The sequence below is a fragment of the Rhizobacter terrae genome (assembly GCF_003852895.1).
In the GTDB taxonomy this organism is placed as follows: domain Bacteria; phylum Pseudomonadota; class Gammaproteobacteria; order Burkholderiales; family Burkholderiaceae_C; genus Albitalea; species Albitalea terrae.
Genome location: NZ_QUSW01000004.1, coordinates 1 through 25,731 on the forward strand (window position 1 = coordinate 1; position 25,731 = coordinate 25,731).

The 25,731-nt window shown below is 65.7% G+C and carries 21 protein-coding genes; 3 read left to right on the forward strand and 18 right to left on the reverse strand.

Annotation, left to right across the window (positions count from 1 at the left end):
- Positions 1-323: 323 nt before the first annotated feature.
- The 16 genes from DZC73_RS14920 to guaB all read right to left on the reverse strand — a co-directional run bounded on the left by DZC73_RS14920 (position 324) and on the right by guaB (position 19,942).
- A complete protein-coding gene (locus tag DZC73_RS14920; protein WP_235835141.1) occupies positions 324-749 on the reverse strand; it encodes an ExbD/TolR family protein in 426 nt (141 codons plus the stop codon).
- A 15-nt stretch (positions 750-764) separates the two neighbouring features.
- The gene (locus DZC73_RS14925; RefSeq protein WP_124541158.1) at positions 765-1,190 is read right to left on the reverse strand and encodes an ExbD/TolR family protein; all 426 of its coding nucleotides are present in this window, start codon (positions 1,188-1,190) and stop codon (positions 765-767) included.
- Positions 1,191-1,329: 139 nt separating this feature from the next.
- Entirely contained in the window at positions 1,330-2,169 is an 840-nt protein-coding gene (locus tag DZC73_RS14930) for a MotA/TolQ/ExbB proton channel family protein (RefSeq protein WP_124541159.1), read from the reverse strand.
- A 91-nt stretch (positions 2,170-2,260) separates the two neighbouring features.
- On the reverse strand, positions 2,261-2,950 hold the full coding sequence (locus DZC73_RS14935; protein ID WP_124541160.1) for an energy transducer TonB: 690 nt from the start codon (positions 2,948-2,950) through the stop codon (positions 2,261-2,263).
- Between the two features lie 139 nt (positions 2,951-3,089).
- The gene (locus DZC73_RS14940; RefSeq protein WP_124541161.1) at positions 3,090-5,837 is read right to left on the reverse strand and encodes a TonB-dependent receptor; all 2,748 of its coding nucleotides are present in this window, start codon (positions 5,835-5,837) and stop codon (positions 3,090-3,092) included.
- Between the two features lie 418 nt (positions 5,838-6,255).
- Positions 6,256-8,124, reverse strand: a complete 1,869-nt coding sequence (locus tag DZC73_RS14945; RefSeq protein WP_124541162.1) for an ABC transporter ATP-binding protein — start codon at positions 8,122-8,124, stop codon at positions 6,256-6,258.
- Positions 8,125-8,134: 10 nt separating this feature from the next.
- A complete protein-coding gene (locus tag DZC73_RS14950; RefSeq protein WP_124541163.1) occupies positions 8,135-9,577 on the reverse strand; it encodes an ABC transporter permease in 1,443 nt (480 codons plus the stop codon).
- A 13-nt stretch (positions 9,578-9,590) separates the two neighbouring features.
- Entirely contained in the window at positions 9,591-10,574 is a 984-nt protein-coding gene (locus DZC73_RS14955) for an ABC transporter permease (protein WP_124541164.1), read from the reverse strand.
- Between the two features lie 13 nt (positions 10,575-10,587).
- Positions 10,588-12,840 (reverse strand): ABC transporter substrate-binding protein, encoded by a 2,253-nt coding sequence (locus DZC73_RS14960; protein ID WP_235835142.1) that lies wholly within the window; start codon positions 12,838-12,840, stop codon positions 10,588-10,590.
- 304 nt (positions 12,841-13,144) lie between these two features.
- On the reverse strand, positions 13,145-14,050 hold the full coding sequence (locus tag DZC73_RS14965) for an LD-carboxypeptidase (protein WP_124541166.1): 906 nt from the start codon (positions 14,048-14,050) through the stop codon (positions 13,145-13,147).
- Between the two features lie 15 nt (positions 14,051-14,065).
- Positions 14,066-14,614, reverse strand: coding sequence for a tRNA adenosine(34) deaminase TadA (tadA, locus tag DZC73_RS14970; protein ID WP_124541167.1), 549 nt, complete (start codon positions 14,612-14,614; stop codon positions 14,066-14,068).
- A 23-nt stretch (positions 14,615-14,637) separates the two neighbouring features.
- The gene (locus DZC73_RS14975; protein WP_124541168.1) at positions 14,638-14,895 is read right to left on the reverse strand and encodes a hypothetical protein; all 258 of its coding nucleotides are present in this window, start codon (positions 14,893-14,895) and stop codon (positions 14,638-14,640) included.
- Positions 14,896-14,966: 71 nt separating this feature from the next.
- A complete protein-coding gene (thpR, locus tag DZC73_RS14980; RefSeq protein WP_124541169.1) occupies positions 14,967-15,506 on the reverse strand; it encodes an RNA 2',3'-cyclic phosphodiesterase in 540 nt (179 codons plus the stop codon).
- 26 nt (positions 15,507-15,532) lie between these two features.
- Positions 15,533-17,116 carry a glutamine-hydrolyzing GMP synthase gene (guaA, locus tag DZC73_RS14985; protein WP_124541170.1) on the reverse strand — a complete coding sequence of 528 codons (1,584 nt, stop codon included), beginning with the start codon at positions 17,114-17,116 and terminating at the stop codon, positions 15,533-15,535.
- A gap of 9 nt (positions 17,117-17,125) precedes the next feature.
- A complete protein-coding gene (locus DZC73_RS14990; RefSeq protein ID WP_235835143.1) occupies positions 17,126-18,397 on the reverse strand; it encodes an MFS transporter in 1,272 nt (423 codons plus the stop codon).
- A gap of 75 nt (positions 18,398-18,472) precedes the next feature.
- Positions 18,473-19,942 (reverse strand): IMP dehydrogenase, encoded by a 1,470-nt coding sequence (guaB, locus tag DZC73_RS14995; protein ID WP_124541172.1) that lies wholly within the window; start codon positions 19,940-19,942, stop codon positions 18,473-18,475.
- A gap of 155 nt (positions 19,943-20,097) precedes the next feature.
- Here guaB and DZC73_RS15000 point away from each other — a divergent pair, with 155 nt between their 5' ends.
- Entirely contained in the window at positions 20,098-20,589 is a 492-nt protein-coding gene (locus DZC73_RS15000) for a DUF4124 domain-containing protein (RefSeq protein WP_124541173.1), read from the forward strand.
- 33 nt (positions 20,590-20,622) lie between these two features.
- On the opposite strand, the gene DZC73_RS15005 is transcribed toward DZC73_RS15000, so the two are convergent.
- Positions 20,623-20,961: an RnfH family protein gene (locus DZC73_RS15005; RefSeq protein ID WP_124541174.1), complete on the reverse strand. Its 339-nt coding sequence runs from the start codon at positions 20,959-20,961 to the stop codon at positions 20,623-20,625.
- The gene (locus DZC73_RS15010) at positions 20,948-21,391 is read right to left on the reverse strand and encodes a type II toxin-antitoxin system RatA family toxin (protein WP_124541175.1); all 444 of its coding nucleotides are present in this window, start codon (positions 21,389-21,391) and stop codon (positions 20,948-20,950) included. The genes DZC73_RS15005 and DZC73_RS15010 overlap by 14 nt, the downstream gene beginning before the upstream one ends.
- A gap of 35 nt (positions 21,392-21,426) precedes the next feature.
- Here DZC73_RS15010 and smpB point away from each other — a divergent pair, with 35 nt between their 5' ends.
- Both smpB and DZC73_RS15020 read left to right on the forward strand, forming a co-directional pair.
- Entirely contained in the window at positions 21,427-21,885 is a 459-nt protein-coding gene (gene smpB / locus DZC73_RS15015) for an SsrA-binding protein SmpB (protein ID WP_124541176.1), read from the forward strand.
- A gap of 183 nt (positions 21,886-22,068) precedes the next feature.
- On the forward strand, positions 22,069-25,731 hold the full coding sequence (locus DZC73_RS15020) for a DUF4132 domain-containing protein (protein ID WP_161974601.1): 3,663 nt from the start codon (positions 22,069-22,071) through the stop codon (positions 25,729-25,731).

Here is a 25,731-nt window from a genome sequence, read left to right on the forward strand (position 1 = left end):
CCTCGCGCACCTTGTCCAGCGCCTGCTTGTACTTGCCGCCCTTGATCAGCTCTTGCGCGGCCTGCAAAGGCTTGCCCACGTCCGGGCGCACGGCTTCCTGGGCTTGCGCGCCCAGCGCCAGCGTCAGCGCAGCTGCGGCCACGGTTTTCAGAAGGAGTTGTCGCATCATCACCATCTCGAATTGGAACCAAACAAGAACGCCCCGCGACCCTCACAAAAGCGAGCGCAGCGAGGCGTCCCCCAAGCCACGCCCGAGGATCCGGCTGTGCCGGTCCTCTGGGCGGCGCCCCTCGGGGGCAGGAGCGCCAGCGACCGGGGGGCCGTTATTTCACGAACTGTTCGTTGCCGACCATGCCCAGCTTGGTCACGCCAAGCCGTTGGGCGCTGGCCAGCACCATCGCCACCGACTTGTACTCAACGAGCTTGTTCGGCCGGATGTGCACTTCCGGCTGGTCAGCTTGTGCTGCAGCTTGTGACAGTTTGCTTTCCAGCGTCAGGCGATCCGGCAGCGCCTCGCCATTCCACAACACCGTCCCGTCGAAATCGATGTCGATCGTGACAACCACCGGCTCCTTGGTCGGCGGCGGCGGGTTGCCCGCGGGCATGTTCAGGTTCACGCTGTGCAGCTGGATCGGGATCGTGATGATCAGCATGATCAGCAGCACCAGCATCACGTCGATCAGCGGCGTGGTGTTGATGTCGACCATCACGTCCGGCTCGGCTCCGCCGCCACCTAGGGTCATTGCCATGTCGTGTACTCCTGTTCAGCCCTTGGGCGGGGGTTCGGTGACGAAGCTGATCTTCAGGATCGCTGCGCGCTGGCAGGCGAAGATCACCCGGCCCACCGATTCATAGCGGCTCTTCTCATCGCCACGGATGTGCACCTCGGGCTGAGGCGTCATCGTCGCGATCTTCTTGAGCCGCTGGAACAGCGCCTCGTTGTCGGGCACCAGCTGCGCGTTCCAGAAGACGTCGCCGTCCTTGTTGACCGAGATCTCGATGTTCTCGGGCTTGGTCTGGCGCGCGATGTTGGTTTCCTTGGGCAGATTCAGCGGCACCGTCTGGGTCACCACCGGAATCGTGATGAGGAAGATGATCAGCAACACCAGCATCACGTCCACCAGGGGCGTGGTGTTGATGGTGGAGACAACCTCATCGTCGCCGCTGTCGCTGCCGACGTTCATTGCCATGTGTGTTCTCCTTGCAGCGAAGACGTGAAACGCGGCAGGTGAAACATGAATCGTTGCCGGCTCGTGGCCCGCAACGTCACGCTTTCATCCCTGCTCACATTTCACGTCTCGCCATTCACGTTTCACAGACGGCGAGCGTTCAGCGAGTCGTCGTACGGGCGCCCATCAGCACGCCGTGCAGGTCGGCGCTGAAGCTGCGAACGGCTTCCATCGTGACCTTGTTGCGGCGGACCAGCCAGTTGTAGCCCAGCACCGCAGGCACGGCCACGGCCAGACCGATGGCGGTCATGATCAGCGCTTCACCCACGGGGCCGGCCACCTTGTCGATGGACGCCTGGCCGGCAATGCCGATGGCCGTCAGCGCGTTGTAGATGCCCCAGACGGTACCGAACAGGCCCACGAACGGAGCGGTGGAACCCACCGTCGCCAGGAAGGCCAGGCCGTCCTGCAGGCGCGACTGCACGTCGTCCACGGAACGCTGCACGCTCATCGTCACCCAGGTGTTGCGGTCGATGTGCTCGGTGAGCGCGCCTTCGTGGTGGTCACCGGCTTCGATGCCCGTCTCGGCGATGAAGCGGAAGGCGCTGCCTTGCTTGAGCGTCTTGGCCGCATCACCCAGGCTGGCGTGCTTGAAGAAGCCCTTGCGCGCGGCCTTGGCCTCGCCGGCGATCTTCATGCTTTCATAAAGCTTGGTGATGAGGATGTACCAGCTGCCCAGCGACATGATGAACAGGATGCACAGCGTGCCCTTGGCCACGAAGTCGCCCTGTGCCCACAGCGCCTTGATGCCGTAGGGGTTGTCGACGGTTTCCTTGGTGGAAATCGGGGCGGGAGCCACCGGAGCCGGGGTGGCCGCCGCAGGGGCTGCCGTGGCGTCAGGGGCACTGGCGGGTGCTTGGGCGTGGGCCGGTGCGATGGCAAAAGCGGCTGCGAGGGTCAGCGCCGCTGCGGCGAGGGTTCGGTTGATACGGGTGAACATGGAGAGATCTCCTGGATATCCGAAAGTCAAAAGTTTGTTTTGGATCACGCCGGTGGCCTTGTGAGCCACTCGGCGACATGAAGAATTCGCGTCAGTTGATGTTGAACACGAACTCCTGGACGGCCTGGGCATCGCCCGCGCACTGGTATTCGCGGATGGCCGATTCGACGGCTTGTGCGAGCAGTCGCTGTGCCTTGCGGTCGCTGGTGCCACGGATCTGGCCCACCTCGACGTTGGCAACCTTGCCGCCCTGGATCGTGATCTTGGCGACCATCGTCACCTGGCCGGTGATGTTCAGACCCGGAAGCTCGGGCTGGGGCATCTTGGCGCAGACGGCGCGGATGTTCACCGGGCCGGGAGGCGTCGGCGCAGCCTCGACCTTCGGCGCCACGGGGCGGATTTCCTGCGGCGGCGGAGGCGTGTCCGACGGCTTGACGGTGATCGTCGGCTGCACGGGCGGCGGCGTCGCGATCTGCACTTCCGGCGGCGGAATGTACGGCGGCGGCGGCGCTTCCATCTTGGGAGGCGGCGGCACCACGATCTCCGGCGGCGGCGGCGGCTTCTTGATCTCCTCGATCACTTTGGTTTCGATGGGCGCGCGCACCACATCGATGATTCGCTTGCCCAGGCCGGAAACGAGGGCCCAAATGACGAGCGCATGAAACGCGATGACAAAGCCGAGTCCGACGGCATGTCGCCGCGGATCGCGTTGTCGCTTGGAAAAGTCCATACCCTGGGATCTCCAGTTTCGGGTCTTCGGTTGCGGCTGCAGGAGCCGCACAGGATAACAAAATGGCCCGCTAGCTTGTGGCCAGCGGGCGCAGAGTTTGTCAGTAACTGTCTTACGCAGCGAGGTCGGCGGCAACCCGGGTTTGCACCCTTGCCGCCGCCTGCTGCGCAGGAAGCCTGGACCCGATTCCTTACTTGAACGTGTAGGTCAGCGTGGCGTACACGAAACGGCCGCGCGGGTCGCCGTATTGCGGGTCGTAGCCCGTCTGGAACGAGGTCTGACCACCAGCGTTGGAGTACGGCGGGGGACGGTTGAAGATGTTCTTCATGCCGACGGTCATGGAGAGGTTCTTCACGCCCGTGTACTGCACCTGCGCGTCATACAGCTCATACGCGCCGACACGGCGGGGCTTCCAGGCCGGATCGCTGGTGTCTTCCAGCGTGCCGGGCAGGTCTTCGTAGCTGTTCTGCCAGCTTTGCGCCAGCGTGTAGCTCCACGGACCGCGGGCCAGCGTGACCGACAGGTAGGTCTTCAGGCGAGGAATCAGACCACCGGTGTTGCTGTTGACCAGGTTGATGTTCGGCGAGAACGTACCGTCGAGGTTCTCGGTGTCGTACTTGGTGAAGTACGTGCCGCTGTAGTTCACCGTGACCTTGCCGACTTCGCCCGCGCTGAAGCGGAACTTGCCGTCGAAGTCGAAGCCGGCGAGCTTGGTCTGGCCGAAGTTCAGGTTGGTCTGGTCGATGTTGATGATGTGGCCATTGGGATTGGACGCATCAGGTGCACCACGGGTCACGAGGTAGCCGTACTTCGCCAGGTCGCCCAGGATCACTGCTGCCGGCACGCCGTTGCCGATCGTGTTCGTCAGGTGGATCTTGAAGTAGTCCACCGCGATGGACGTGCTGCTGGTCGGCTCGAACACGATACCCAGCGTCGTGTTGGTCGACTTCTCGGGCTTCAGGTTCGCATTGCCGCCGTTGAGGATCGGGAACTGCGTCGCGCAGTCACGCACGTCCTTGGACGGGTTGGACGCACTGCAATCGGCCAGCGGGTCGTTCAGTCCGGGCGGGGTCACGCCGGTCGTGTTGGGCGCGTACAGGTCCTGCAGGCTGGGGGCGCGGAAGCCCTTGCCGATGGAGCCGCGAACCAGCACTTCCTTCACCGGCTGGAAGCGCATGCCCAGCTTCGGGGTCGTGGAGCTGCCAACGCCGCCGTACTTGTCGTAGCGCACGGCGCCGTCGAGTTCAAAGCCCTTGAACACCGGGACGTTGATTTCACCGAACAGGGCGCCGACCTTTCGGCTGCGGTCCACGCTCAGGAAGTTGCCACCGTAGCCGGAGATGTCGCCGGTCTGGATGGTGGGATCCGCATTGAACTTGTAGGTTTCCTTGCGGTACTCGCTGCCCACGGCAACCGCCACGGCACCGGCGGGCAGTTGGGCGACTTCACGCGAGCCCTTGAACTGGAAGCTGTCCAGGCTGGACTTGATCTCGAAGGCGTTGCCGCGGAAGTTGGTGGCCTGGATCGCCGCATCGATGGCCGGCGTGTTGGGGCCGAAGAAGTTCACGGTACCGCTGTTGAGAAGCGGCAGGATCTTCGACAGCGAGGGGAAGCCATTGTTGACTTGCTCGACGACGTGGCTGAGCGAGTGCAGGTAGCCGCCGTCCCAGTCCCAGCCGAAGGTCGTGCCCTTGACACCGAAGGCCAGGCGCGGTGCATCGGAGATGTCGGTCAGGTCGCGATTGCCGGCGGCGGCAGCGCGCCAACGCACCAGCAGGTCAGGCGTTGCACCGCCGGTGAGGCCTTGCACATAGGCCGTCGGGTAGAACGGGCTGGTCGGCTTCAGCAGGATGGTCGAGAAGCCGTTGTACGGCGCGACGTTGTACAGCGGGTGGCTCGGCGGCAGCGCGAACTGGTCCGAAATCGGCACCGGCTGGATGACGTTGTTCTGCGAGTTGTGGTTCAGCGAGGCTTCGAGGTAGGCCTCGATGTCCGGCGTGATCGCGAAGCGAGCCTGCGAGAACAGGCTGGTGCGCTCGGCGGTCGGGGTCAGTTGGACCAGCGGTGCCGGGTCGAAGCGGCAGGCCTTGGTGGACAACTGCGGGTCGTACACGGTGTACGGCGCCGGGCAGGCGGGGTTCGAAGGATTGCGCGAACCGAAGGAACCGTCGGCGGCCGCAATGTTGGCCGGGAAGGTGTTGCCCGAGGTCGTGTCATTGAGGCTGTTGAAGCCGACACGGGAGAACGGACGGTCACGGCCGAACAGCGGCTTTTCCTTCTGCCACGACGCCACGAGCATGACGTTGTAGCGGTCCTTGCTCAGGTCACCGAAGCCGAGGGTGGCCGAGCCGCGAACGACGCTGGCGCCGCCGCCGGACGTATCACCATAAGTACCGCTGATTTCAGTGCCGGTGAAGTCCTTGCGCAGGATGAAGTTCACCACGCCGGCCACGGCGTCAGAGCCGTAGATGGCCGAGGCGCCGTCCTTCAGGACTTCGACGCGCTCGACGGCGGCCAGCGGAATGCTGTTGACGTCCACCGACACGGAGTCGCCGGTGAAGCCGATGCCGTACGGGGCGATGCGGCGGCCGTTCAACAGGACCAGCGTGCGGGTGGAGTTGAGGCCACGCAGCGAGATGGAGGAGATGCCGCCGGTGGTGGCGCCGGAAACGGAAGAAGCAGTGAGGCCACCCGAGGAGGTGACCGCGCTCACGGTTTGCAGCAGTTGTTCGACAGTCGTCGCGCCGGTGCGCTGGATGTCGTCGCGGGTCAGCACCTGGACGGGCACCGCGGATTCTGCGTCGATGCGCTTGATCGACGAGCCCGTGATCTCGACCTTCTCAAGCTGCTGCTGCGCGAGCGCAGGCAACTGCATGAGAGCGAGGGAGCCGCCGAAGGCAAGGACGATGCCTTTGCAAACCTTCGTTGTTCTGAACATGTGATCTCCTGTATGAAGCACTGAAAGGTTGATCGATAGACCCAGTCCTTGAGCAAGTCACATGCCGACTTTTTGAATAGGCTGTGGCTCGTCTGCGAAGACGTGTAAAGGAATTGTCACTGAGCGGGTTATTGGCGCTTTCAGGGTATTCCTTGATCGCTCGCATACCGCGCGGCGACAAAGATGTCTAGACCACCTCGCACTCAGCCGCAAAGCCTTATTTCATGCGGGTTTGCGGGCGTTTTACGAGTTGGTGAAACTGCGTTTCATACGTGCGCATCCCAAGCTTTAGGGGCATGTCCCTAGGCGCCGTTCAACCATCTCGTTGGCTGGTCGCAACACGCGCGCCGGGGGTTTGTAAAGGCGCTTGCGAACCCCTCTTGCAAAGTGGTCTAAGCCGCTTCGTCCGGCCGCTGATTCAGGCAGCGGCCGCCTCGATACGGGGCACTGCTGCGAGTAGCGTACGCGTGTAGTCCGTCCGCGGGTTTTCGAGCACCGTTTGGGCGCTTCCGGCCTCCTCGATGCGCCCCCTTTGCATCACCGCGATGTTGTCGGCGATGTACTCGACCACCCCAATGTTGTGCGTGATGAAGAGATAGGACACGCCCAGCTCGCGCTGCAGGTCCTTGAGCAGGTTGAGGATCTGTGCCTGCACCGACACATCCAGCGCAGAGGTGGGCTCGTCGCACACGATGAGCTTGGGCTCCACCGCCAGCGCGCGTGCAATGGCGATGCGCTGCCGCTGGCCGCCCGAGAACTCGTGCGGATAGCGCGCCAACGCATCGCGGCGCAGACCCACCTGGTCCACCAGGCGTTCCAGATTGGTACGCCGCGTGTTCGCATCGAGATCGGGACGCAGCGCCAGCAGGCCTTCTTCGAGAATGTCGAAGACACGCATGCGCGGATCCAGCGAGGCGAACGGATCCTGGAAGATGATCTGGATGGAGCGGCGCGCGTTGCGCAGGGCCTCGCCTTCCTGCGTGAAGAGGTCGGCGCCGTTGAAGACCGCCTTGCCTTCGATCACCGCCTGGTTGCGCAGCAGCTGCACGATGGCCTTGCCGGTGGTCGTCTTGCCGCAGCCCGACTCGCCCACGAGCGCCAGCGTCTCGCCGGCGCGCACCTGGAACGAGACACCGTCCACCGCGTGGAACGCGCCCTGCACCCGGCGCAGCATGCCCTTGCGGATGGCGAACTTCACGCGCAGGTTCTGCACGTCCAGCAGCACATCGCCCAGCGTCTTCTTCACCGGAGCGGCTTCCACGCCGTGCGATTCGGTGACAGGTGCTGCCGCCGGTGCACCGCTGCCATTGCGTGCTGCTTCGGCCACAGCCTCGGGTTCGTAAAGGAAACAGCGCACGCTCGCCGTCGGCGACAGGTGCGTGAGCGCCGGCGGCCGCTTGCCGCAGGTGTCGAAGGCCTTGTCGCAACGCGGCGCGAAGCGGCAGGCATGGAACTCCTGCCACAGCGGCGGCACGGTACCTGCGATGGCGGCGAGCGTGCCGCCACGCTTGCTGCTGTCGGGCAGCGCCTGCAACAGCAAGCGCGCATAGGGATGCTTGGGCGCACGGAAGAACTCCTGCGCCGTCGCCACTTCGATGATCTGCCCTGCGTACATCAGCGCCACGCGATGCGCCATGCCCGACACCACTGCCAGGTCGTGCGTGATGAGCAGCATGCCCATGCCCTGCTCTTTCTGCAGTTGCTTGAGCAAGTCGAGGATCTGCGCCTGGATGGTCACATCCAGCGCGGTGGTGGGCTCGTCGGCGACGATGAAGTCTGGCTCACCCGCCAGCGTGATGGCGATCATCACGCGCTGCTTCTGCCCGCCGCTCATGCGGAACGGGTATTCGTCGATGCGGCGCTCCGGTTCGGGAATGCCCACGCGGCGCAGCCAGTCGATGGCCTTCTCGCGCGCAGCCTGCCCGCGCAGGCTGGTGTGTGCCTCGATGGCCTCCACGATCTGGTCGCCCACGCGCATCACCGGATTCAGGCTGGTGCTGGGCTCCTGGAAGATCATGCCGATCTTGCCGCCACGCACCTTGCGCATCGCCGCTTCGGGCAGCGCGAAGATCTCGTTGCCGTCGATGTCCAGCGTGCCGTTGGTGACCTTGCCGTTCTCGGGCAACAGACGCATCAGCGCCAGCGCAGTCATGCTCTTGCCGCAGCCCGATTCGCCCACCAGCGCGAAAGTCTCGCCGCGCGCGATCGACAGCGTCAGCCCGTCGATGGCCTTGACCAGACCTGCATCGGCGTCCAGCGCCACCTTGAGATCAGAAACGTTCAGCATGGTCGTCGAATCAGGCAGCGGCTGAGGGCTTGCGCGTGCTCATGCGCTTGGGACGGAACACCCGGGCGCGCGGGTCGAAAGCATCGCGCACGCCGTCGGCGAAGAGGTTGGCCGCCAGCACCAGTGTCACCATGAAAGTGAAGGCCGCGGCGAAGCTCCACCACACCACCGGGTCGGTGCTCATCTCGGTGCGGGCGAGGTTGATCATGCCGCCGAAGCTGTTCATGCTCGGGTCGACACCCACACCCACGTACGACAGCACGGCTTCGTAGAGGATCAGCGCCGAGAACTCCAGCACCGTGGTGATGAGCATCAGGTGCGCGACGTTCGGGAAGATGTGCCTGGACATGATGCGCATGGAACCGACGCCAAACGCACTCGCGGCCTGCACGTATTCGAGCTCGCGCAGCTTCATCGTCTCGGCGCGCAGCAGGCGGCACAGGCCCGCCCAGCCCGTGAGGCCGAGGATGGCGCACAGCAGGAAGAGCTTCAGGTCGGCGCGCTCGGCGCCGGTCTCGAAGAGTTCCGGATGCTTGTCGAGGAACACCTGCACCATCAGCACGAAGGCCGCGATGAGCAGGATGTTCGGCACCGACGACAGCACGGTGTAGATGTACTGGATGACCTCGTCCACCCAGCCGCGGAAGTAGCCGGCCATGATCCCCAGCACCACCGCCAGCGGCAGCGTCGCGATGGTCGACAGCGTGCCGATCACGAAGGCCGTGCGGATGCTCTTGAGCGACTGGTACAGCACGTCGTTGCCGGTGCGGTCGGTACCCAGCACGTGGTAGGGACCGAGCAGCGCGATGATGGGCCCGAAGATGAGCGCGACCACCGTCACGGTGATGAGTGCGACGCGCCAGGGAATCGGGGTTTCGCCGTGCCACACGCGCTGCCACATCTCGCCCAGGGAAGTCTTGTTCGTGCGCGCCAGCGCAAAGACCATCGCCAGGCCGAAGAGAACAGACACCACGGCGCCGCCGATCAAGCCCTTGATGGTCCGGGCCGCCACATCACCGGCCCATTCCTGCTCCGGATTCTTCAGATGAGCGCCACCAAACACAAGGCGCGGCGCCACGCGCTCGACCTTGCCGTTGACCTCCACCGATTCCTTGCGGAAACCCACGTAGGCCAGCGGCTTGGAGTACGTCGCTTCGCGCGAGTCGATGAGGCTTTCCAGCATGGCGTCCAGCGTCGAGCGGGTGCGCGGTTCGTAAGCCACTTCCTTGCCCGGTCCGCTGGACAACGCCCGGCGGTAGTGGATGCTGTCGACCGCCGTCACGCCCAGGCACAGCAGCACGACCACGACAGAGGCCAGTGCGGGCGCATCCCGGAACACCTTGCCCCAGCTCACGCGCCAGGTGGGGCTGCGCGACACCATCACGCCGTAGACGAGCAGCAGGATCACCAGTGCCCAGATGACGACGTCGGTCCAGAGGAAAACGAATTTCATCTTTGTTCTTCCCTCAGGCCAGCCGCACGCGGGGGTCGGCCCAGGTGTAGAGGATGTCGATCAGCACGTAGGTGGCGATGTACAGCAGCGAGCCCACGAACACCATGGTGCGCACGATGGCGAAGTCCTGCTTGGTGATGGCCTCGATCACGTAGGCGCCCAGGCCCGGGATGCCGAAGAAGCTCTCGAACACCAGGCTGCCCATGAATACGTAAGGCAGGTAGGCGCCGGCGCTGGTGATGATGGGAATCAGCGCGTTGCGCAGCACGTGCTTGTAGAGCACCACCGTCTCGGCCAGGCCCTTGGCGCGCGCGGTGCGCACGTAGTCGCGGCCGATTTCTTCGAGGAACATCGCGCGGTACAGCCGCGCCTCGGCCCCCAGCCGCGCCAGCAGCGACAGTCCGATGGGCAGCACGAGGAACTTCACCACGTCGAGACCCGGCGCATAGCCCGAGATGGGCGCAAGCCTGAGCACGCGCGAGAACAGGAACTGCCCGACGATGATGTAGAACAGGCTGGAAATCGAGAGCATGAACACGCACGTGACCACGCCCCACAAGTCCCATTTGGTGTGGCGGAACATCACCAGCAGCAAGGCGAAGCTCGTGCTTGCGATGACCTGCAGCAGGAACAGCGGCAGCGCCAGTTGCATGCTCACCCACATGCGCGTGCTGACCTCGTGGCCGATGTTGCCCGCGCTCTCGCCGTCGGCGCGGCCGAAGTTCAGCGAGAACAAGGAGACCGATCGGTCCCAAAAAATCGTCTCGGTGAACTTCTCGGAGCCTTCCTTCTTGTCGTTCCAGTACAGCGGCTTGTCGTAGCCGCGCTCGATCTTCCACTTGGAGATGAGCTCGGGCGTGACGCGCTTGCCGCCGATGTTCAGGCGCGCCATGTCGTCGGGCGTGTTGACGGTGAAGAACAGGAAGAAGGTCGCCAGGTTCACGCCCAGCAACACCAGCGCGCCATAGATGACGCGTCGAGTCAGGTAGGAAAGCATCGGTGGGAAGACCTCAGGAGGCGAGCACTTCGCCGCGCGCATTCGTGCGCTCGCGACGCTTGAAGCTGCGCATGGCCAGCCAGACAATCGCGGCAACGGCCAGCACGCCCAGCACCACAGGCCACCACACGGGCTTGTTCCACTGGGCGATGCGCTGTTCACGCTCCTTGGTGTCAAGCTTGTAGTAGCGGCCCGGGTCGCGGATCAGCACCGTGGGACGCGCGTTGTGCAGCCAGTGCTGCATGGCCGCCGACGAGAACGGGAAGTAGCCGAACGACCACGGCGCATCCTCTTGCGCGATGTGCACCATCTTGTCGATCAGCTCCTGCTTCTGCGGGCCGTCGTCCATGAACTTGAGCTGGTTGAACAGCTTGTCGTACTCGGGATTCTCGTAGTTGGAGGTGTTCTCGCCGTCCGAGCGCGTCTTGCCGTTGGGGCCGTACAGCAGGAAGAGGAAGTTCTCCGCGTCCGGGTAGTCGGCCAGCCAGCCCAGCCAGAACACCTGGTGCTTGCCCTTGCGCACCTTGTCCTGGAACTGGTTGTTGTCGGTGGCACGAACTTCGAGCTGGATGCCCAGCTTGGCGAACTGCTTGACCACCCAGTCGATCTCGGCCTTGCGCTCCGGCGTGGGCAGCGCGTAGTAGTCGTAGTTGATGACCAGCGGCTGGCCGGTCTTCTCGTCGCGGCCATCCGGGTAGCCGGCCTCGACCATCAGCTTCTTCGCATCGTCCAGCGAGCGGCGCACGAGCTGGCCGTTCACCACCTTGTGCGTCACCGGGTTCACGCCGTCGGCCTTGCCGTGGCGCGAGCCGAAGATGCCGCCGGGCAGCGGACCCATGGCCGGTTCGCCGCCCTTTTGCGGGAACACCGTGCTCCACTCTTCCCAATCCATGGCGATGGAGATCGCCTGGCGCAGCTTGCGGTTCTTCAGCTTCTTCTCGGGCGTGTCGCCCAAGCCGATCACCGGATCGAGCATGTTGAAGCCCACCAGCCAGCTGGAGATGTCGGTGGCCTTGTCCAGGCGGAAGCCGCGCTCGTCGTATTCCTTGCGCACTTCGTCGGAGTCGTCCTTCTCGACGATGTACTCCTGGCCGGTGTCCACCCGCTCGAACACCTCGATGTCGTAGAAGCCCTGGCGGAACTTGCCGCGCTGGGGCACTTTCTCGCGCTCGATGGTGGAGACGATGGTGTCGATGAACGGCGTCTTCTTGCCGCAGTCATCGAGCATGCCGTTTTCCTTGTCGCCGGGCATGCCTTCGCAGGGGTACGGCTCGCCGCGGTAGTTCGGGTTGCGCTTCATGACCAGGCGGCGGTCCTGCACGTTCTCCACGAGCATGTAGGGGCCGGTGCCCACCGGCCATCGGTCCAGCGTCATGTTGGCTTCGGCCAGTCCCGGCTGCGCGTAGAAGGCGTCCGCTTCCCAGGCCACGGGGGCGAGGAAGGTCATGGACATCCAGTAGTTCCACTGCGGGTACTTGCCCTTGATGCGCACGCGGAACAGGTACTTCTCGGGCGCCGTGGCGCCGGCCAGCGGCCACTTGCGGAAGTCGAGCATCGGCCGGTCCAGGCTAGCGGGGTCCAGCCCCTTGCGCAGCTTGGCGTCCTCGGCCTTCACGAGCTCCATGTACTCCTTCAGGCCCACCACGTACTCGGAGAAGATGCCCGAGATGGGCGTGGTGATGCGCGTGGTGGCGTGGCGCTTGAGCGCGTAGACGAAGTCCTCGGCCACCAGCTCGCGGGTGCCGGTCTTCTCGAAGTCCATGGGCGTGCGGCGGTTGCCGAGCTCGCCCTTCTTCATCGAGTGGTAGACATAGTGCCCCTGCTCATCCTTGGCGAAGGCCGGATGCGGCTGGAACATGATCCCCTTCTTGATGGGGATGTCATAGACGCTCTCGACCACCTGCTCGCCCGGCGTGTCGGCCGGCAGCTCCTTGCCGTCCTTGTCCAGGTAATGCGGTTTCACCACCTCCTCGGCCGTCTTGGGCACGAGGACGAAGGGGCGCTTGAGGTAGTGGTAGCCGTACAGCGGCTCGTAGATCTGGTAGGTGTAGGGCGTGTCGTTCGACCAGTAGGACGCGGTCGGGTCCAGGTGGCGCGGCGAGCTTTCGATGACGGCGGTGAACAGCGTGTTGGAGCCGGGGCCGTCGTGGGGTTGCGGGCTGTTGTTGCAGCCGGTGGCGAGCAAGCTGCTCAAGCCGACGGCCAACACCGCGAGCAAGCGGCGCGGCGCACGCAGCAGCGCGCCGGCGGATCCGTTTGCGTTCACTTGATCATGACCGTGCATATAGCGGTCGTCCCTTCCAGGCATCGCCGGCTGCATGCGTAAACGCAGCGGGCGCAGAAAAACAATGTGCCTCGGACGATCACCGGCTTGTGGCCGGGTCCCCTCGAGGCAGCCGCGGATGATAAGCGAGGGGCAGAAGGCACCCGCTCAGGGTTTAACCCGTTCGCAAGGCTTGTGCCTGGGGCTTTAGAGCGGGCGCTCCAGATTTGGTGCGCTAGGGAAGTCACCTAGGCGACAAGTGGTCTAGGCCGGTCGGCCCGGGCCCGACATGAAACCGGGTTACGGCTCAGTGCTCGTGGTGGTGTTCCCAGCCAATCAGCACATCGCGGCCATCCACCACGAGCTGCGCCTTGGCGCCCACCGGCAACGTCACCTTGGTCGGCACGTGGCCGAACGGCAGGCCGGTGAGGATGGGCGTCTTCGTGAGCGTCCGAAGGTGCGCGATCACCGTCTTCAGCGTAAACCCTCGGTCCAGCGGGAACTTGCGGTAGTTGGTGAACTCGCCCAGCACGATGGCTTTCTGGGCGTCCAGCACCCCAGCCTGGTGCAATTGCAGCAGCGAGCGCTCGATGCGGTAGGGGTGCTCGTTCACGTCTTCCAGGAAGAGGATGCCGCCCTTGATCTTCGGCCAGTGCGGCGTGCCCAGCATGGAGTTGATCATGCACAGGTTGCCGCCCCAGATGGTCCCCTTGACCTGCAGGCCGTCGAATCCTTCGGTGGTCCGGAAACCCAGGGCTTCCAGCTCGCAGCTCATGGCTTCGAGGAACACCGCCTCGGTGATGTCGTCCACCGTGTCGCCGCCAAAGTCGTCGCACGCCAGCGGGCCCTGCCAGGTCACGCCTTTGGCATGGGCGAGCAAGCCCAGTTGCAAGGCAGTCACGTCGCTCTGGCCGACCCAGTGGGTGCCCTGCTCCACGCTCTTGGCGATGAGCTTCCAGTCGATGCGGTCCAGCAGCCGGGTGAGGCCGTAGCCGCCGCGCGTGGCGAAGGCCACGTGCGGCGCCGCCTTGGCCACGCGGTGGATGGCGGCCAGGCGCGCATCGTCATCGCCGCCGAAGCGCTGGTGCTTGAGCAGCGCCGCCTCGTCGATGCTCACCTCGAAACCGAGTTTCGTGAGCCGCTTGGCGGCACGGCGCACCAGGGCAGCCTTGGGAACCACACCAGCTGGCGTGTAAAGAATCAGGTCGTTCATTGGGAAAGGGAAAAATCAGGGCTTGGCCACGGGCAGGTCGATCTCGACCACTTCGCCCGCGGGAATCGGTTCTTCGGCGATGGTCACCTCGGGCAAGGCGGCAGGCACCGTGCCGCCGCGCCGGTTGCGGAACTGCTCGCGCCGCTCGGCGAAGAAGTCGCGCAGGATCTTGCCGCACTCGTCGGGCAGCACGCCGCTGACGACCTCGGTGTGGTGGTTCAGCCTGGGCTCGCCGAAGAGGTTCACCACGGAGCCGGCCGCGCCGGTCTTGGGATCGGTCGCGCCGAACACCACCCGCTTGAATCGGGCGTGCATCAGCGCCATGGCGCACATGGCGCAGGGCTCCAGCGTCACGTACAGCTCGCACTCCGGCAATCGGTAGTTGCCCAGCAGCGTGGCGGCATGCCGCAGGGCCACGATTTCCGCGTGCGCGGTGGGGTCATGCTCGGTGATCGGCCGGTTGTAGCCGGTGGCGATCACCTGCCCCGCGCGCATGATGACCGCGCCCACGGGCACTTCCCCGACCAGCCACGCGTTGTGAGCCTGGTCGAGCGCGATGCGCATCGCATGTTCGTCTGCCGGGGTGATCACTTCTCAGCGGCCTCGTTGCGGTCGGTGCCCTGCTGGAGCGCCTTGTTCACATCATTGAGCACCTGCTGCTGGATCTGCTGGGATTGCGCACGAACGGTGCTCGCCGCCGGAGCAGCGGTCGTGGCGTCGGCACCCGCCTGCGCGGCGGGACGCGAGGACCCGATGCTGTTCACCGCCTGCAACTGCTTCTTGGCCATGACGCCGACGATGGCCAGGACGACCAGAAGGGACAGCACGCCGAAGATGGCTCTCATGGATGGACCTCGGTCTCAATGGGCCGGCACGTGCGGCCGGATGGTGGGTGATTGTGCCAAGCCGCGGCCGTTCAAACCGCACGCAGTGGCCATTGGCGCAACACGCGATGGCCCTGGCCCGACTCGCTGTGCACGAGGTCGAAGGTGTTCGCCGTCCATTCGATGGGGTCGACTTCGAGCTCGGGCAAGGACTTGTCGTCGTACAGCAAGGTGAGATGAGGCACGAAGCGGCGTTCGGGCCGCGTGCCGACACCGTGGTGAACCAGGGCGGCGGCGAGGTGCTGATGCAGCGCCTTGGCGCCAGGCGCACCGTCGCCGGTCCGCATGACCAGCGGCGCATTGCTCGGACGAGCGAAGCTGCCCACGTGGTCGAAACGCAGTGCGAAGGGCTCGGCGCGGACCTCGTCGGCTCCCCGGCACAAGCCCTGCACCAAGGCATCGTCGAGCGCAGGAAAGCGCCCGAAGAAGTGCAGCGTCACGTGCAGCCTGGCCGCGTCGAACAAGCGCCCCTTGAGGCCATGGTGCTCACGCAGCCGCCGCCCCAGGGCCAGCAGCTTCGCGGCGGCCGCGGCATCGGGTTTCACGGCGAAGAACAAGGCATGCGATGACATGGCCCTCGCCCTTCAGCCGCTGCGGCTCACTCCCACTCGATGGTCGCGGGCGGCTTGCTCGACACGTCGTAGGTCACGCGGTTGATGCCGCGCACCTCGTTGATGATGCGGCCCGAGGTGCGCTTGAGCAGGCTGTAGGGCAGCTCGGCCCAGTCGGCCGTCATGAAGTCGCTGGTCTGCACCGCGCGCAGCGCCACCACGTAGTCGTAGGTGCGGCCGTCGCCCATCACGCCCACGCTCTTGACCGGCAGGAAGACCGCGAAGGCCTGGCTGGTCAGCTCGTACCAGGTCTTGCCGCTGACCTCGTCGCGGGTGTTGCGCAGTTCCTCGATGAAGATGGCGTCGGCCCGGCGCAGCAGGTCGGCGTAGTCCTTCTTCACCTCGCCGAGGATGCGCACGCCCAGGCCCGGCCCGGGGAACGGATGGCGGTACACCATGTCGTGCGGCAGGCCCAGCGCCACGCCCAGTTCGCGCACCTCGTCCTTGAACAGCTCGCGCAACGGCTCCAGCAGCTTCAGGCCCAGCGTCTCGGGCAGGCCGCCCACGTTGTGGTGGCTCTTGATGGTGGTGGCCTTCTTGGTCTTGGCGCCGCCGCTCTCGATCACGTCCGGGTAGATCGTGCCTTGGGCCAGCCACTTGGCGCTCTTGAGCTTCTTCGCCTCGGCCTGGAACACCTCCACGAACTCGCGGCCGATGATCTTGCGCTTGGCCTCGGGGTCGCTCACGCCGGCCAGGTGGCCGAGGAACTGGGCGCTGGCGTCCACATGCACCACCTTCGCATGCAGGCGGCCGGCGAACATCTCCATCACCATCTGGCCTTCGTTCAGGCGCAGCAGGCCGTGGTCCACGAACACGCAGGTGAGCTGGTCGCCGATGGCGCGGTGGATGAGCGCGGCGGCCACGCTCGAATCCACGCCGCCGGACAGTCCGAGGATGACTTCCTCGCTGCCCACCTGCTCGCGGATGCGGGCCACGGCTTCCTCGATGTAGTTGCCCATCACCCAATCGGGCCTGGCCTTGGCGATGCCCAGCACGAATCGGTTGAGCAGCTCGCGGCCTTGCAGCGTGTGCGTCACTTCGGGGTGGAACTGAACGGCGTAGTAGCCGCGCGATTCATCGGCCATGCCGGCGATGGGGCAGCTCGGCGTGGAGGCCATCAGCTTGAAGCCCGGCGGCAGCGCGGTCACCTTGTCGCCGTGGCTCATCCACACCTTGAGCATGCCATGGCCCTCAGCGGTGGCGAAGTCCTGCACGCCGCGCAGCAGCTCGGTGTGGCCATGCGCCCTCACCTCCGCGTAGCCGAACTCGCGGTGGTCGCTGTACTCGACCTTGCCGCCCAGTTGCGCCGCCATGGTCTGCATGCCGTAGCAGATGCCCAGCACCGGAATGCCCAGCTGCCACACCGCATCGGGCGCCTTCAGCTCTTCCGATTCATAGGTGCTGGCATGGCTGCCCGACAGGATGATGCCCTTGGGCGCGAACTCGCGGATGAACGCGTCGCTCACGTCATTCGGATGGATTTCGCAGTACACATGCGCCTCGCGCACGCGGCGTGCGATGAGCTGGGTGACCTGGGAGCCGAAATCGAGGATGAGGATCTTGTCGTGCATGGATGACACTCAGGCGGTGGAGCCCGCCTGCGCGGCGAGCCGTTGGCGGCGCATGCCGCGGAAATGGACGATGGCGAGCACGAGGCCCACGAGCTGCAGGGCCGAGCACAGGTAGAACGGCGAGCCGGTGCGCCAGTCACCCGGCGGCAGGTGCGACACCATGGCCAGCAGCGGCGGCCCCAGCAGAGGCGCGACGACCGACGTGAGGCTGTTGAGCGAACTCACGGCGCCCATGGTCTGGCCCTGCATGTCGGCGCCCGCGGCGCTGCTGATGATGCTCTGGAACGAGGCCGCGACGGCAAAGCCGAGGAAGTTGAGCACGATGATGGCGTACATCATCCAGCCCTCGGGCGCGGCGCCGTAGGCGAAGTAGGCCAGCGTCGACGACACCAGCCCGATGACCGCCAGGCGCTGCGGCGTGTAGCGCTTGAGCAGCTTGCCCAGCAGCACGCCCTGCACGATGACCGACACCACGCCCACCACGGCGAGCGACACGCCGTTGAGGTACGGCGTCCAGCCGAACTTGAACGAGGTGTAGAGCACCCAGCTCGTGTAGAGGATGAACTGCGCCAGGCCGGTGAAGGCCAGCACGGCCACCAGGAGGCCGGCGCCATGCAGCTGGGTCAGTGCTGTCAGCGCGTTGATCGGGTTGGCCCGCTTCCATTCGAACGGGCGTCGCCGGTCGGCCGGCAGGGATTCAGGCAGCACGAAGTAGCCATAGCCCAGGTTCAGCAGCGCCAGTCCGCCCGCCACGAAGAACGGCAGGTGCGGGTTGTGTTCGCCCAGGAATCCACCCAGCATCGGCCCGAGGATGAAGCCCACGCCGAACATCGCGCCCAGGAGGCCGAAGCGGCGGGCGCGTTCTTCAGGCGGCGTGATGTCGGCCACGTAGGCATTGGCCACGGCGATGTTGGATTGCATTGCGCCGCCCACCAGGCGAACGGCCACCAGCATCCACAAGGCCGTGCTCAACGCGGTCGCGAAGAAGTTGATCGCCAGTCCGCAGAAGCCCAGCAGCAACACCGGCCGGCGGCCGTAGCGGTCAGACAGGGCACCCAGGATCGGCGAGCCGAAGAAGTTGGCGATGCCGAAAGCGAAGGTCACCGCCATGTACCAGTACGACTGCTCGGCCTTCGAGCTGGTGAAGGTACCCACCAGTACCGGCAGCACTGGGATGATCAGGCCGATCGAGATCATGTCGATCAGCACGGTGAGCATGATGAAGCGCATGGCCGCCGGCCGTTTGGCGGCTTCGGGGGAGATGGCTTCGGCGTGGGACATGGACTCGGTTTGTCGAAAAGGAAAAATCCTCATCCCGGCGCTCGCCAGGATGAGGCGCTTGGCGAGGCCGAGGCCTCACTCCATCCGGTAGTTCGGCGCTTCCTTGGTGATCTGCACGTCGTGCACGTGGCTCTCGCGGATGCCCGCCGAGGTGATCTCCACGAACTCCGCCTTGTTGCGCATGTCGTCGATGCTCGCGCAACCGCAGTAGCCCATGGACGCCCGCAGGCCGCCGGCCATCTGGAACACGATGGAGACCATCGAGCCCTTGTACGGCACGCGGCCTTCGATGCCTTCGGGCACCAGCTTGTCCGCATTCGGATTCGCGCCGGTGTTGTCCTGGAAGTAGCGGTCCGCCGAGCCCTGCTGCATGGCACCGATGGAGCCCATGCCGCGGTAGCTCTTGTAGCTGCGGCCCTGGAACAGCACGATCTCGCCGGGGGCTTCCTCGGTGCCGGCGAACATGCCTCCCATCATCACGGTGGACGCGCCTGCTGCAATGGCCTTGGCGATGTCGCCCGAGTAGCGGATGCCGCCGTCGGCGATGAGCGGAACGCCCGTGCCCCTGAGCGCGGTGGCCACGTTGTCGATGGCGGTGATCTGCGGCACGCCCACGCCGGCCACGATGCGGGTGGTGCAGATGGAGCCGGGGCCGATGCCGACCTTCACGCCGTCGGCGCCGGCTTCCACCAGTGCCAGTGCCGCAGCGCCGGTGGCGATGTTGCCGCCGATCACGTCCACCTGCGGGAAGTTCTTCTTGACCCAGCGCACGCGTTCGATGACCCCGGCGCTGTGACCATGGGCGGTGTCGACCACCAGGGCGTCGACGCCGGCCTTGACCAGCAGCTCGACGCGTTCCTCGGTGCCCTCGCCCACGCCCACGGCGGCGCCCACGCGCAGCTTGCCGTGCGAGTCACGGGCAGCGTTGGGGAAGCTGGTCTGCTTGGTGATGTCCTTCACCGTCATCAGGCCGCGCAGCTCGAAGGCCTTGTTGACCACCAGCACCCGCTCCAGCTTGTGCTTGTGCATCAGCGACTTGGCCTGCTCCAGCGTCGCGCCTTCGTCGACGGTGATGAGCTTGTCGCGCGGGGTCATGATCTCGCGCACCGGAACGTCCAGGCGAGTCTCGAAGCGCAGGTCGCGGTTGGTGACGATGCCCACCACCTTGCCTTCGTCGACCACCGGGAACCCGGAGACGCCGTGCTGGTGGGACAGCTCCATCACCTGGCGCACCGGGGTGTTCGAACTGACGATGATCGGGTCGCGCAGCACGCCCGACTCGTAGCGCTTGACCCGCGCCACCTCGGCCGCCTGCTGGCGCGCACTGAGGTTCTTGTGGACGATGCCGATGCCGCCTTCTTGCGCAATCGCGATGGCCAGGCGAGCCTCCGTCACCGTGTCCATGGCGGCGGACACCAGCGGCAGGTTCAGGCGAATGTTGCGGGACAGGGAGGTGGAAAGGTTGGTGTCGCGGGGCAACACCTGGGAGAACGCAGGCACCAACAACACGTCGTCGAAGGTGAGCGCTTTGCCGAGAAGGCGCATGAGGAAAGCTCCAGACGCAAAAGCAGATTATACGGATGCGGAACAAGTTCACACCTTGGCGCTTCGTCACATCCTGGTTACCTGTGGCGGATTGCACACCCCGACTACACTGCCGGCATCGGCGAACCGCCGCCAAGTCCCCCCTTGCCCACACCATGCGCCGATTGACTGTCGTCCTCGTTTCCGCCCTCGTCGGCGCCACGCTGGCCATGCCGGCGGCTGCCCAGTGGAAGTGGCGCAGCAAGACCGGGCAGATCCAGTACAGCGACACCCCGCCCCCGGCCGGCACGCCGGACCAGGACATCCTGCAGCGGCCCAACAGCGGCCAGCAGCGCCGCGTGCTGTCGCCGGTCGCGGCCAGCGCGGCGTCCGGTGCCGCCAGCGGCGCCCGCGTCGACCCGGAACTCGAGGCCAAGCGAAAGAAGGGCGAGCAGGACGAGGCCGCCAAGAAGAAGGCGGAAGACGACAAGCTCGCCGCCCAGCGCGCCGAGAACTGTGCCCGTGCCAAGAGCTACCAGCGCACCCTGGACGAAGGCGGCCGCATCGCCCGCACCAACGACAAGGGCGAGCGCGAGATCCTGGACGACAAGCAGCGGGCGGAAGAAGCCCGCCGCGCACGCGACGTCATCAACAGCGAGTGCAAGTAAGACGGTCCTCGACGGCCGGGCCCGGCGCCCGGCCTAGTGGCTTTCGCGCGCCTTCTTCTGCGCTTCCCGCGCCTTCACCGTCTCGCGGTGGCTCTGGTAGCGCTGGCGACGCGCCTCCTTCGGATCGACCTTCAGCGGCCGGTAGACCTCCACGCGATCGGCATCGCGCAAGACATCGCCAGGCTGCCTGAGCTTGCCCCACACGCCCAGCTTCGCCTGGGTCGGGTCGATCTCCGGATGGCGGTCGATGACGCCGCTGGCCTGCAGCGCTTCCAGCACGGTCGCGCCGGCCGGGAGCACCAGGTCCACCTGGTCCACCACCCGCGGCCCGGGGCTGTAGGCCACCACCACGCGGATGTCAGCGCTCGCCATAGACCTGCTCCGCACGCTTGACGAAGCTGTCCACGAAGGTGTTTGCGATGCGGTCGAACACCGGGCTCACCAAGGCCTCCAGCGCCGGGTTGGCGAATGCGTAGGCCATGTCGAACTCGATCTTGCAGGTGTTCTCGCTGGAGCCCACGCGGGTGAACTTCCAGGTGCCGTCCAGCTTGGAGAACGGGCCATCCACCAGCGAGACCTTGACCATCGTGTCCTTCACATGCTCGTTGCGGGTGGTGAAGGCATGGCGCAACCCGGCGTAGTGGATGTGCAGCCGCGCGGTCATGCCACCCTCGTGGGTTTCAAGAACTTCCGCCTTGTCGCACCAGGGCAGGAACTTCGGATAGTCCTTGATCCCGGTGACCAATTCGTACATCTCGTGCGGCGAGTACCAGAGCAGAACGGACTTCTTGACGTGCTTCATACAATGGGTCGATTGTATTGAGCGCAGTTGCCGACATGTCCATCGCGGAAAACCGCCGAGCGCGGTTCGACTACCACATCACCGAACGCTTCGAGGCGGGCATGGTCCTGCAGGGCTGGGAGATCAAGGCCGTGCGTGCGGGGCAGGTCCAGCTGACCGACGGCTACGTGGTCATCCGCGACGGGGAGCTGTACCTCATCGGCTGCCGCATCAACGCCCTGCGCAGCGCCTCCACCCACGTCAATCCGGAGGCCGACCGGACCAAGAAGCTGCTCATGCACAAGGAGGAGATCCGCCGCCTCATCGGCAAGGTGGAGCAAAAGGGCTTCACCCTCGTGCCGCTGGACCTGCACTACAAGGGCGGCCGGGTGAAGGCCGAGATCGCCCTGGCCAAGGGCAAGGCCGAGCATGACAAGCGCGACACCGAGAAGAAGAAGGACTGGGAGCGCGAGAAAGGCCGGCTGATGCGGCACAAGGTGTCCAGCAAGTCCTGACCCTCCACCGGCGCGCGACACCCCCTTTTGGCGGTTCGATCCGCCGCGATGCGCCGCTATAGTTCGCGCCACGCACGAACAATCCAGCGCATCACCAGGGGGGTCGAGATGCTGAAATGGGTCGGAAAGATTCTGGGCGCTTCCGGGAACACGCCCGAGGGCATACCGGACGCATGGGCCAGGGTGCTTGAAAAATGGCTCGAGCGCGTCGACAAGCTGACGCCGGACAAGTCGCCCCAGGGCCTGGCGCAAGACATCCGCAGCTACCTCTTCACCGGCGAGCCGCTCGCTGTCCTGAACACGGTGGCACAGCATGAGGCCATCGCCAAGTCGCTGCACCTGGAGGGCTACTTCAGCCACCTGCCCGACGGCGCCGACAAGCTCCCCGATTTCTACGAACATTTCGAGGCATTGCCGCCGGCGACAGGCCTGCGCTGGGCCAGGTTGATGGAGGCCAGCCTCTCGAAACGGCAATGGACGCCCCGCTTCCAGTTCCCGGCGGGCCGGCATTGGCCCGAGGTCCTGCTGATCCACAACACGGGGCAAAGCGTCAACACCTGGTCGAACCGGTGGCAGGCCGGGGCATTGACGGCGCTGGCCCTCGAGGCGCTGCTCGCCGAAGACGGCCAGCCTGCCTGGGCCGTCGTGCTGTCGGCCTTCGCCACGCCCGTCAGCTCCGGCTACGGCGTGGAATACCGGCTGAAAATGGCGCGCCAGATCCGGGGCTTCGCCGATGCGCTGGACCGGCACCTCGAACACATCCGCCCGCTGCTGCTGCCGGCCGCCGTCGACCAGCGGCTGCACATGCTGGCCATGCTCGAAACGGCCCAGGTGTCCACGCTGGATCGCCTGGCCGCAGAGCTCGCCGAACTCTCCACGGTCAGCAGCAAGCAGGTGCGCGCCGCCGCCGAAGTGCTGCTGCGCAAGTGCGGCGACGTCGTGGCCGAGCCCTTGAAGTCGCTGGGCACGAAGGCCAAGCCGGAACAGCGCCAGCATGCCTTGCGCCTGCTCATGGCGCTGGGCAAGGAGCGCAAGCAGGACGCGTGGTCCACCTTCGCGCGCGAGACCGCGGGTGCCGACAAGGCGCCGTCGGTGTCGGGCCTGCTCATCGAGTGGGACGGCAGCGACGAGACCGCCGTGGCAGCCGCGGAAGCCGTGGCCTACGACTACACCGTTCCCGTCATCGACTGGTCGCCGCAGGCCAACGCGGTGCCGGACGCCTCGCTGAAACGCCTGTTCGACGAAATCGACCAGGCCATCGTCCGCGAGAACGAAGAGCAGCGCCAGCGCAACGAGCAGGCCAAGGCCCAGGGCCACAACTGGGGCCTGCGGCAGATCACGCGCCTGACCGATCGCGATGCCCGGGATCTGCGCCAGTACCTCGCCTCGCCCGAGGCGAAGCCGCCCAAGCGGCCACAGGACATGCAAGTCAGCAACCATGCCTGGCCGGCGATCGAGCGCCTGGCCCTGGACGACGGGCTGACTCCCGTGGCAACGCTCAAGCTGCTGCTGTTCTTCGGGCTGGATGCAAACCACCACCAGGGTTCGCTGGCGCACCAGATGGCTCACGCCATCAACGCCATGCACCAGAAGACTGGCCGGCCGAGCCTGCTGGAGTTCGCGCTGATGCTCGACGAGAGTGGGTTGTCGGGCAAGGCGATCCTCATCAGCTACTGCAACTCCTGGGGCCAGCCCTTCGCCTCGGGCTGGGCGACCGACGCCGTGTGGCCGTACTTCGCGCACCACGTCGACCTGCTGGTGCAGACGCTCACGGCGAACACGTCACAGAACTACTGGTTCGACCGCTCCGGGCTCTTCCGGGCCATCGCCCTGCTGCCCTCGCCGCCGCCGGCCTTGGTCAACGCCCTGTTCAGCCTGGCGCTGGGCACCGCCAAGACCGACCGCATCGCCGCGCAGGACGCGCTGCAGAACCTGCCGGGCAAGGAGGCACGCATCATCGCAGCCCTGGCCGACGGCAAGTCCGAAACCCGCGCCGTGGCCGCAACCTGGCTCGCGCGGCTTCGCCACGAAGGCGCCATTCCCGCGCTGGAACAGGCCGTTGCCAAGGAAAAGCACGACGTCGCCAAGGGCGCCATGCTCGACGCCTTGCAGGCCCTGGGACGGCCGGTGGAGAAGTACCTCGACCGCAAGGCGCTCGCCGCGGAAGCCACTAAGACGCTGGCCAAGGGCGTGCCGGCGGACCTCGCCTGGTTCCCCTGGAGCGCCTTGCCGCCCGTGCGCTGGAACGACACGCCAGACAGCGTGCCCGTCGACGTGCTGCGCATGTTCATCGTGCAGGCCTTCAAGCAGAAAACGCCCGAGCCCAATGCCGTCCTGCGCAAGTTCTGCGGCATGTTCGAGCCGCGCGACCGCGAGGCCTTCGGCCAGTTCGTGCTGGAGACCTGGCTGCGCGAGGACGTGCGGCCGATCTCTGCGGACGAGGCCATGAAGCAAGCCGTCTCCCAGGCGCAGTCCACCCATCGCTGGATGGCGCAGTCGCCGCAGTACTACCAGAACGATCCGAAGCTCGGCAAGTCGGTGGAAGAGCTCACCGCGATGTTCCTGCCCGCGCTGATGCGGCAACCGGCGGGCTCGGCCATCGCCAGCAAGGGCGTCCTCGCGGTGGCGGCGGCCTGTGCGGCCGAACGTGCCGCACCACCGGTGCAGCGCTACCTCAAGGAGTGGTATGGCACGCGCGCTGCGCACGGCAAGGCGCTGATCGCCATGCTCGCGTGGATCGAGCACCCCAGCGCCACGCAGTTGATGCTGTCCATCGGCAGCCGCTTCCGAACCAAGAGCTTCCAGGAAGAGGCCACGCGCCAGGCCGAAGCACTGGCCGATCGCCGCGGCTGGACGTTGGCGGAACTGGCCGACCGCACCGTGCCTTCAGGCGGATTCGACGAGACCGGCACGCTGGAACTCAGCTTCGGCGGCCGCACCTTCACCGCCCGCCTGCTGCCCGACTTCAAGGTCGAGCTCTACAACCCCGAAGGCAAGAAGATCGCCGCGCTGCCGGAACCGCGGCAGGATGACGATGCGGAGCTGGCCAAGGAGGCGAAGAAGGCCTTCAGCGCCGCGAAGAAGGAAATCAAGAGCATCGTCGACCTGCAGACAGAGCGCCTCTACGAGGCCTTGTGCACCGAGCGCGACTGGCCTTTCGCCGACTGGCGCGACTACCTGCAGCAGCACCCGGTGCTGCGCCACCTGGTGCAGCGGCTGGTGTGGGTCGAGCACGCGGACGGCCGCACGCTGCGCAGCTTCCGCCCGCTGGACGATGGCACGCTCACCGACCGCGACGACAACGAGGTGCAACTGGGCGACGACGCGCGCGTGCGCGTGGCCCACGACTCCGTGCTCGGTGCCGACGAGGTCCAGGCCTGGCTGCAGCACCTGGCGGACTACGAGATCAAGCCGCTCTTCCAGCAGCTCGGCAAGGGCGTCTACACCCTGCCCGAGGACAAGCAGCAGGCCGATGCCATCAAGGACTTCGAAGGCCATTTGCTGGAAGCCTTCGCACTGCGCGGCCGCGCACTCAAGCTGGGCTACACCCGCGGTCCGGCGGAGGACGGCGGCTGGTTCCACGTCTATCAGAAACGCTTCCCGACGCTGGGCCTGGAAGCGGTGCTGGAGTTCACCGGCAACCCGTTGCCGGAGGAGAACCGCACCGTCGCCCTGATGAACATGTCCTTCGGCAAGACCGGCGCAGAAGACCGATGGCAGCGCGCGAACCTGCCGCTCAAGCAGATTCCGAAGGTGCTGCTGTCCGAGTGCTACAACGACCTGCGCCTGATCGCAGCCGACGGTCCGGGGTTCGACGCCGAGTGGCGCAAGAAAAGCGAGTACTGA

Bases quoted from the DNA above. Each gene is read 5' to 3' on its own strand.
- DZC73_RS14920 (WP_235835141.1), bottom strand. From the start codon at position 749: ATGGCAATGACCCTAGGTGGCGGCGGAGCCGAGCCGGACGTGATGGTC.
- DZC73_RS14925 (WP_124541158.1), bottom strand. From the start codon at position 1,190: ATGGCAATGAACGTCGGCAGCGACAGCGGCGACGATGAGGTTGTCTCC.
- DZC73_RS14930 (WP_124541159.1), bottom strand. From the start codon at position 2,169: ATGTTCACCCGTATCAACCGAACCCTCGCCGCAGCGGCGCTGACCCTC.
- DZC73_RS14940 (WP_124541161.1), bottom strand. From the start codon at position 5,837: ATGTTCAGAACAACGAAGGTTTGCAAAGGCATCGTCCTTGCCTTCGGC.
- DZC73_RS14945 (WP_124541162.1), bottom strand. From the start codon at position 8,124: ATGCTGAACGTTTCTGATCTCAAGGTGGCGCTGGACGCCGATGCAGGT.
- DZC73_RS14950 (WP_124541163.1), bottom strand. From the start codon at position 9,577: ATGAAATTCGTTTTCCTCTGGACCGACGTCGTCATCTGGGCACTGGTG.
- DZC73_RS14955 (WP_124541164.1), bottom strand. From the start codon at position 10,574: ATGCTTTCCTACCTGACTCGACGCGTCATCTATGGCGCGCTGGTGTTG.
- DZC73_RS14965 (WP_124541166.1), bottom strand. From the start codon at position 14,050: ATGAACGACCTGATTCTTTACACGCCAGCTGGTGTGGTTCCCAAGGCT.
- tadA (WP_124541167.1), bottom strand. From the start codon at position 14,614: ATGCGCATCGCGCTCGACCAGGCTCACAACGCGTGGCTGGTCGGGGAA.
- DZC73_RS14975 (WP_124541168.1), bottom strand. From the start codon at position 14,895: ATGAGAGCCATCTTCGGCGTGCTGTCCCTTCTGGTCGTCCTGGCCATC.
- thpR (WP_124541169.1), bottom strand. From the start codon at position 15,506: ATGTCATCGCATGCCTTGTTCTTCGCCGTGAAACCCGATGCCGCGGCC.
- guaA (WP_124541170.1), bottom strand. From the start codon at position 17,116: ATGCACGACAAGATCCTCATCCTCGATTTCGGCTCCCAGGTCACCCAG.
- DZC73_RS14990 (WP_235835143.1), bottom strand. From the start codon at position 18,397: ATGTCCCACGCCGAAGCCATCTCCCCCGAAGCCGCCAAACGGCCGGCG.
- guaB (WP_124541172.1), bottom strand. From the start codon at position 19,942: ATGCGCCTTCTCGGCAAAGCGCTCACCTTCGACGACGTGTTGTTGGTG.
- DZC73_RS15000 (WP_124541173.1), top strand. From the start codon at position 20,098: ATGCGCCGATTGACTGTCGTCCTCGTTTCCGCCCTCGTCGGCGCCACG.
- DZC73_RS15005 (WP_124541174.1), bottom strand. From the start codon at position 20,961: ATGGCGAGCGCTGACATCCGCGTGGTGGTGGCCTACAGCCCCGGGCCG.
- DZC73_RS15010 (WP_124541175.1), bottom strand. From the start codon at position 21,391: ATGAAGCACGTCAAGAAGTCCGTTCTGCTCTGGTACTCGCCGCACGAG.
- smpB (WP_124541176.1), top strand. From the start codon at position 21,427: ATGTCCATCGCGGAAAACCGCCGAGCGCGGTTCGACTACCACATCACC.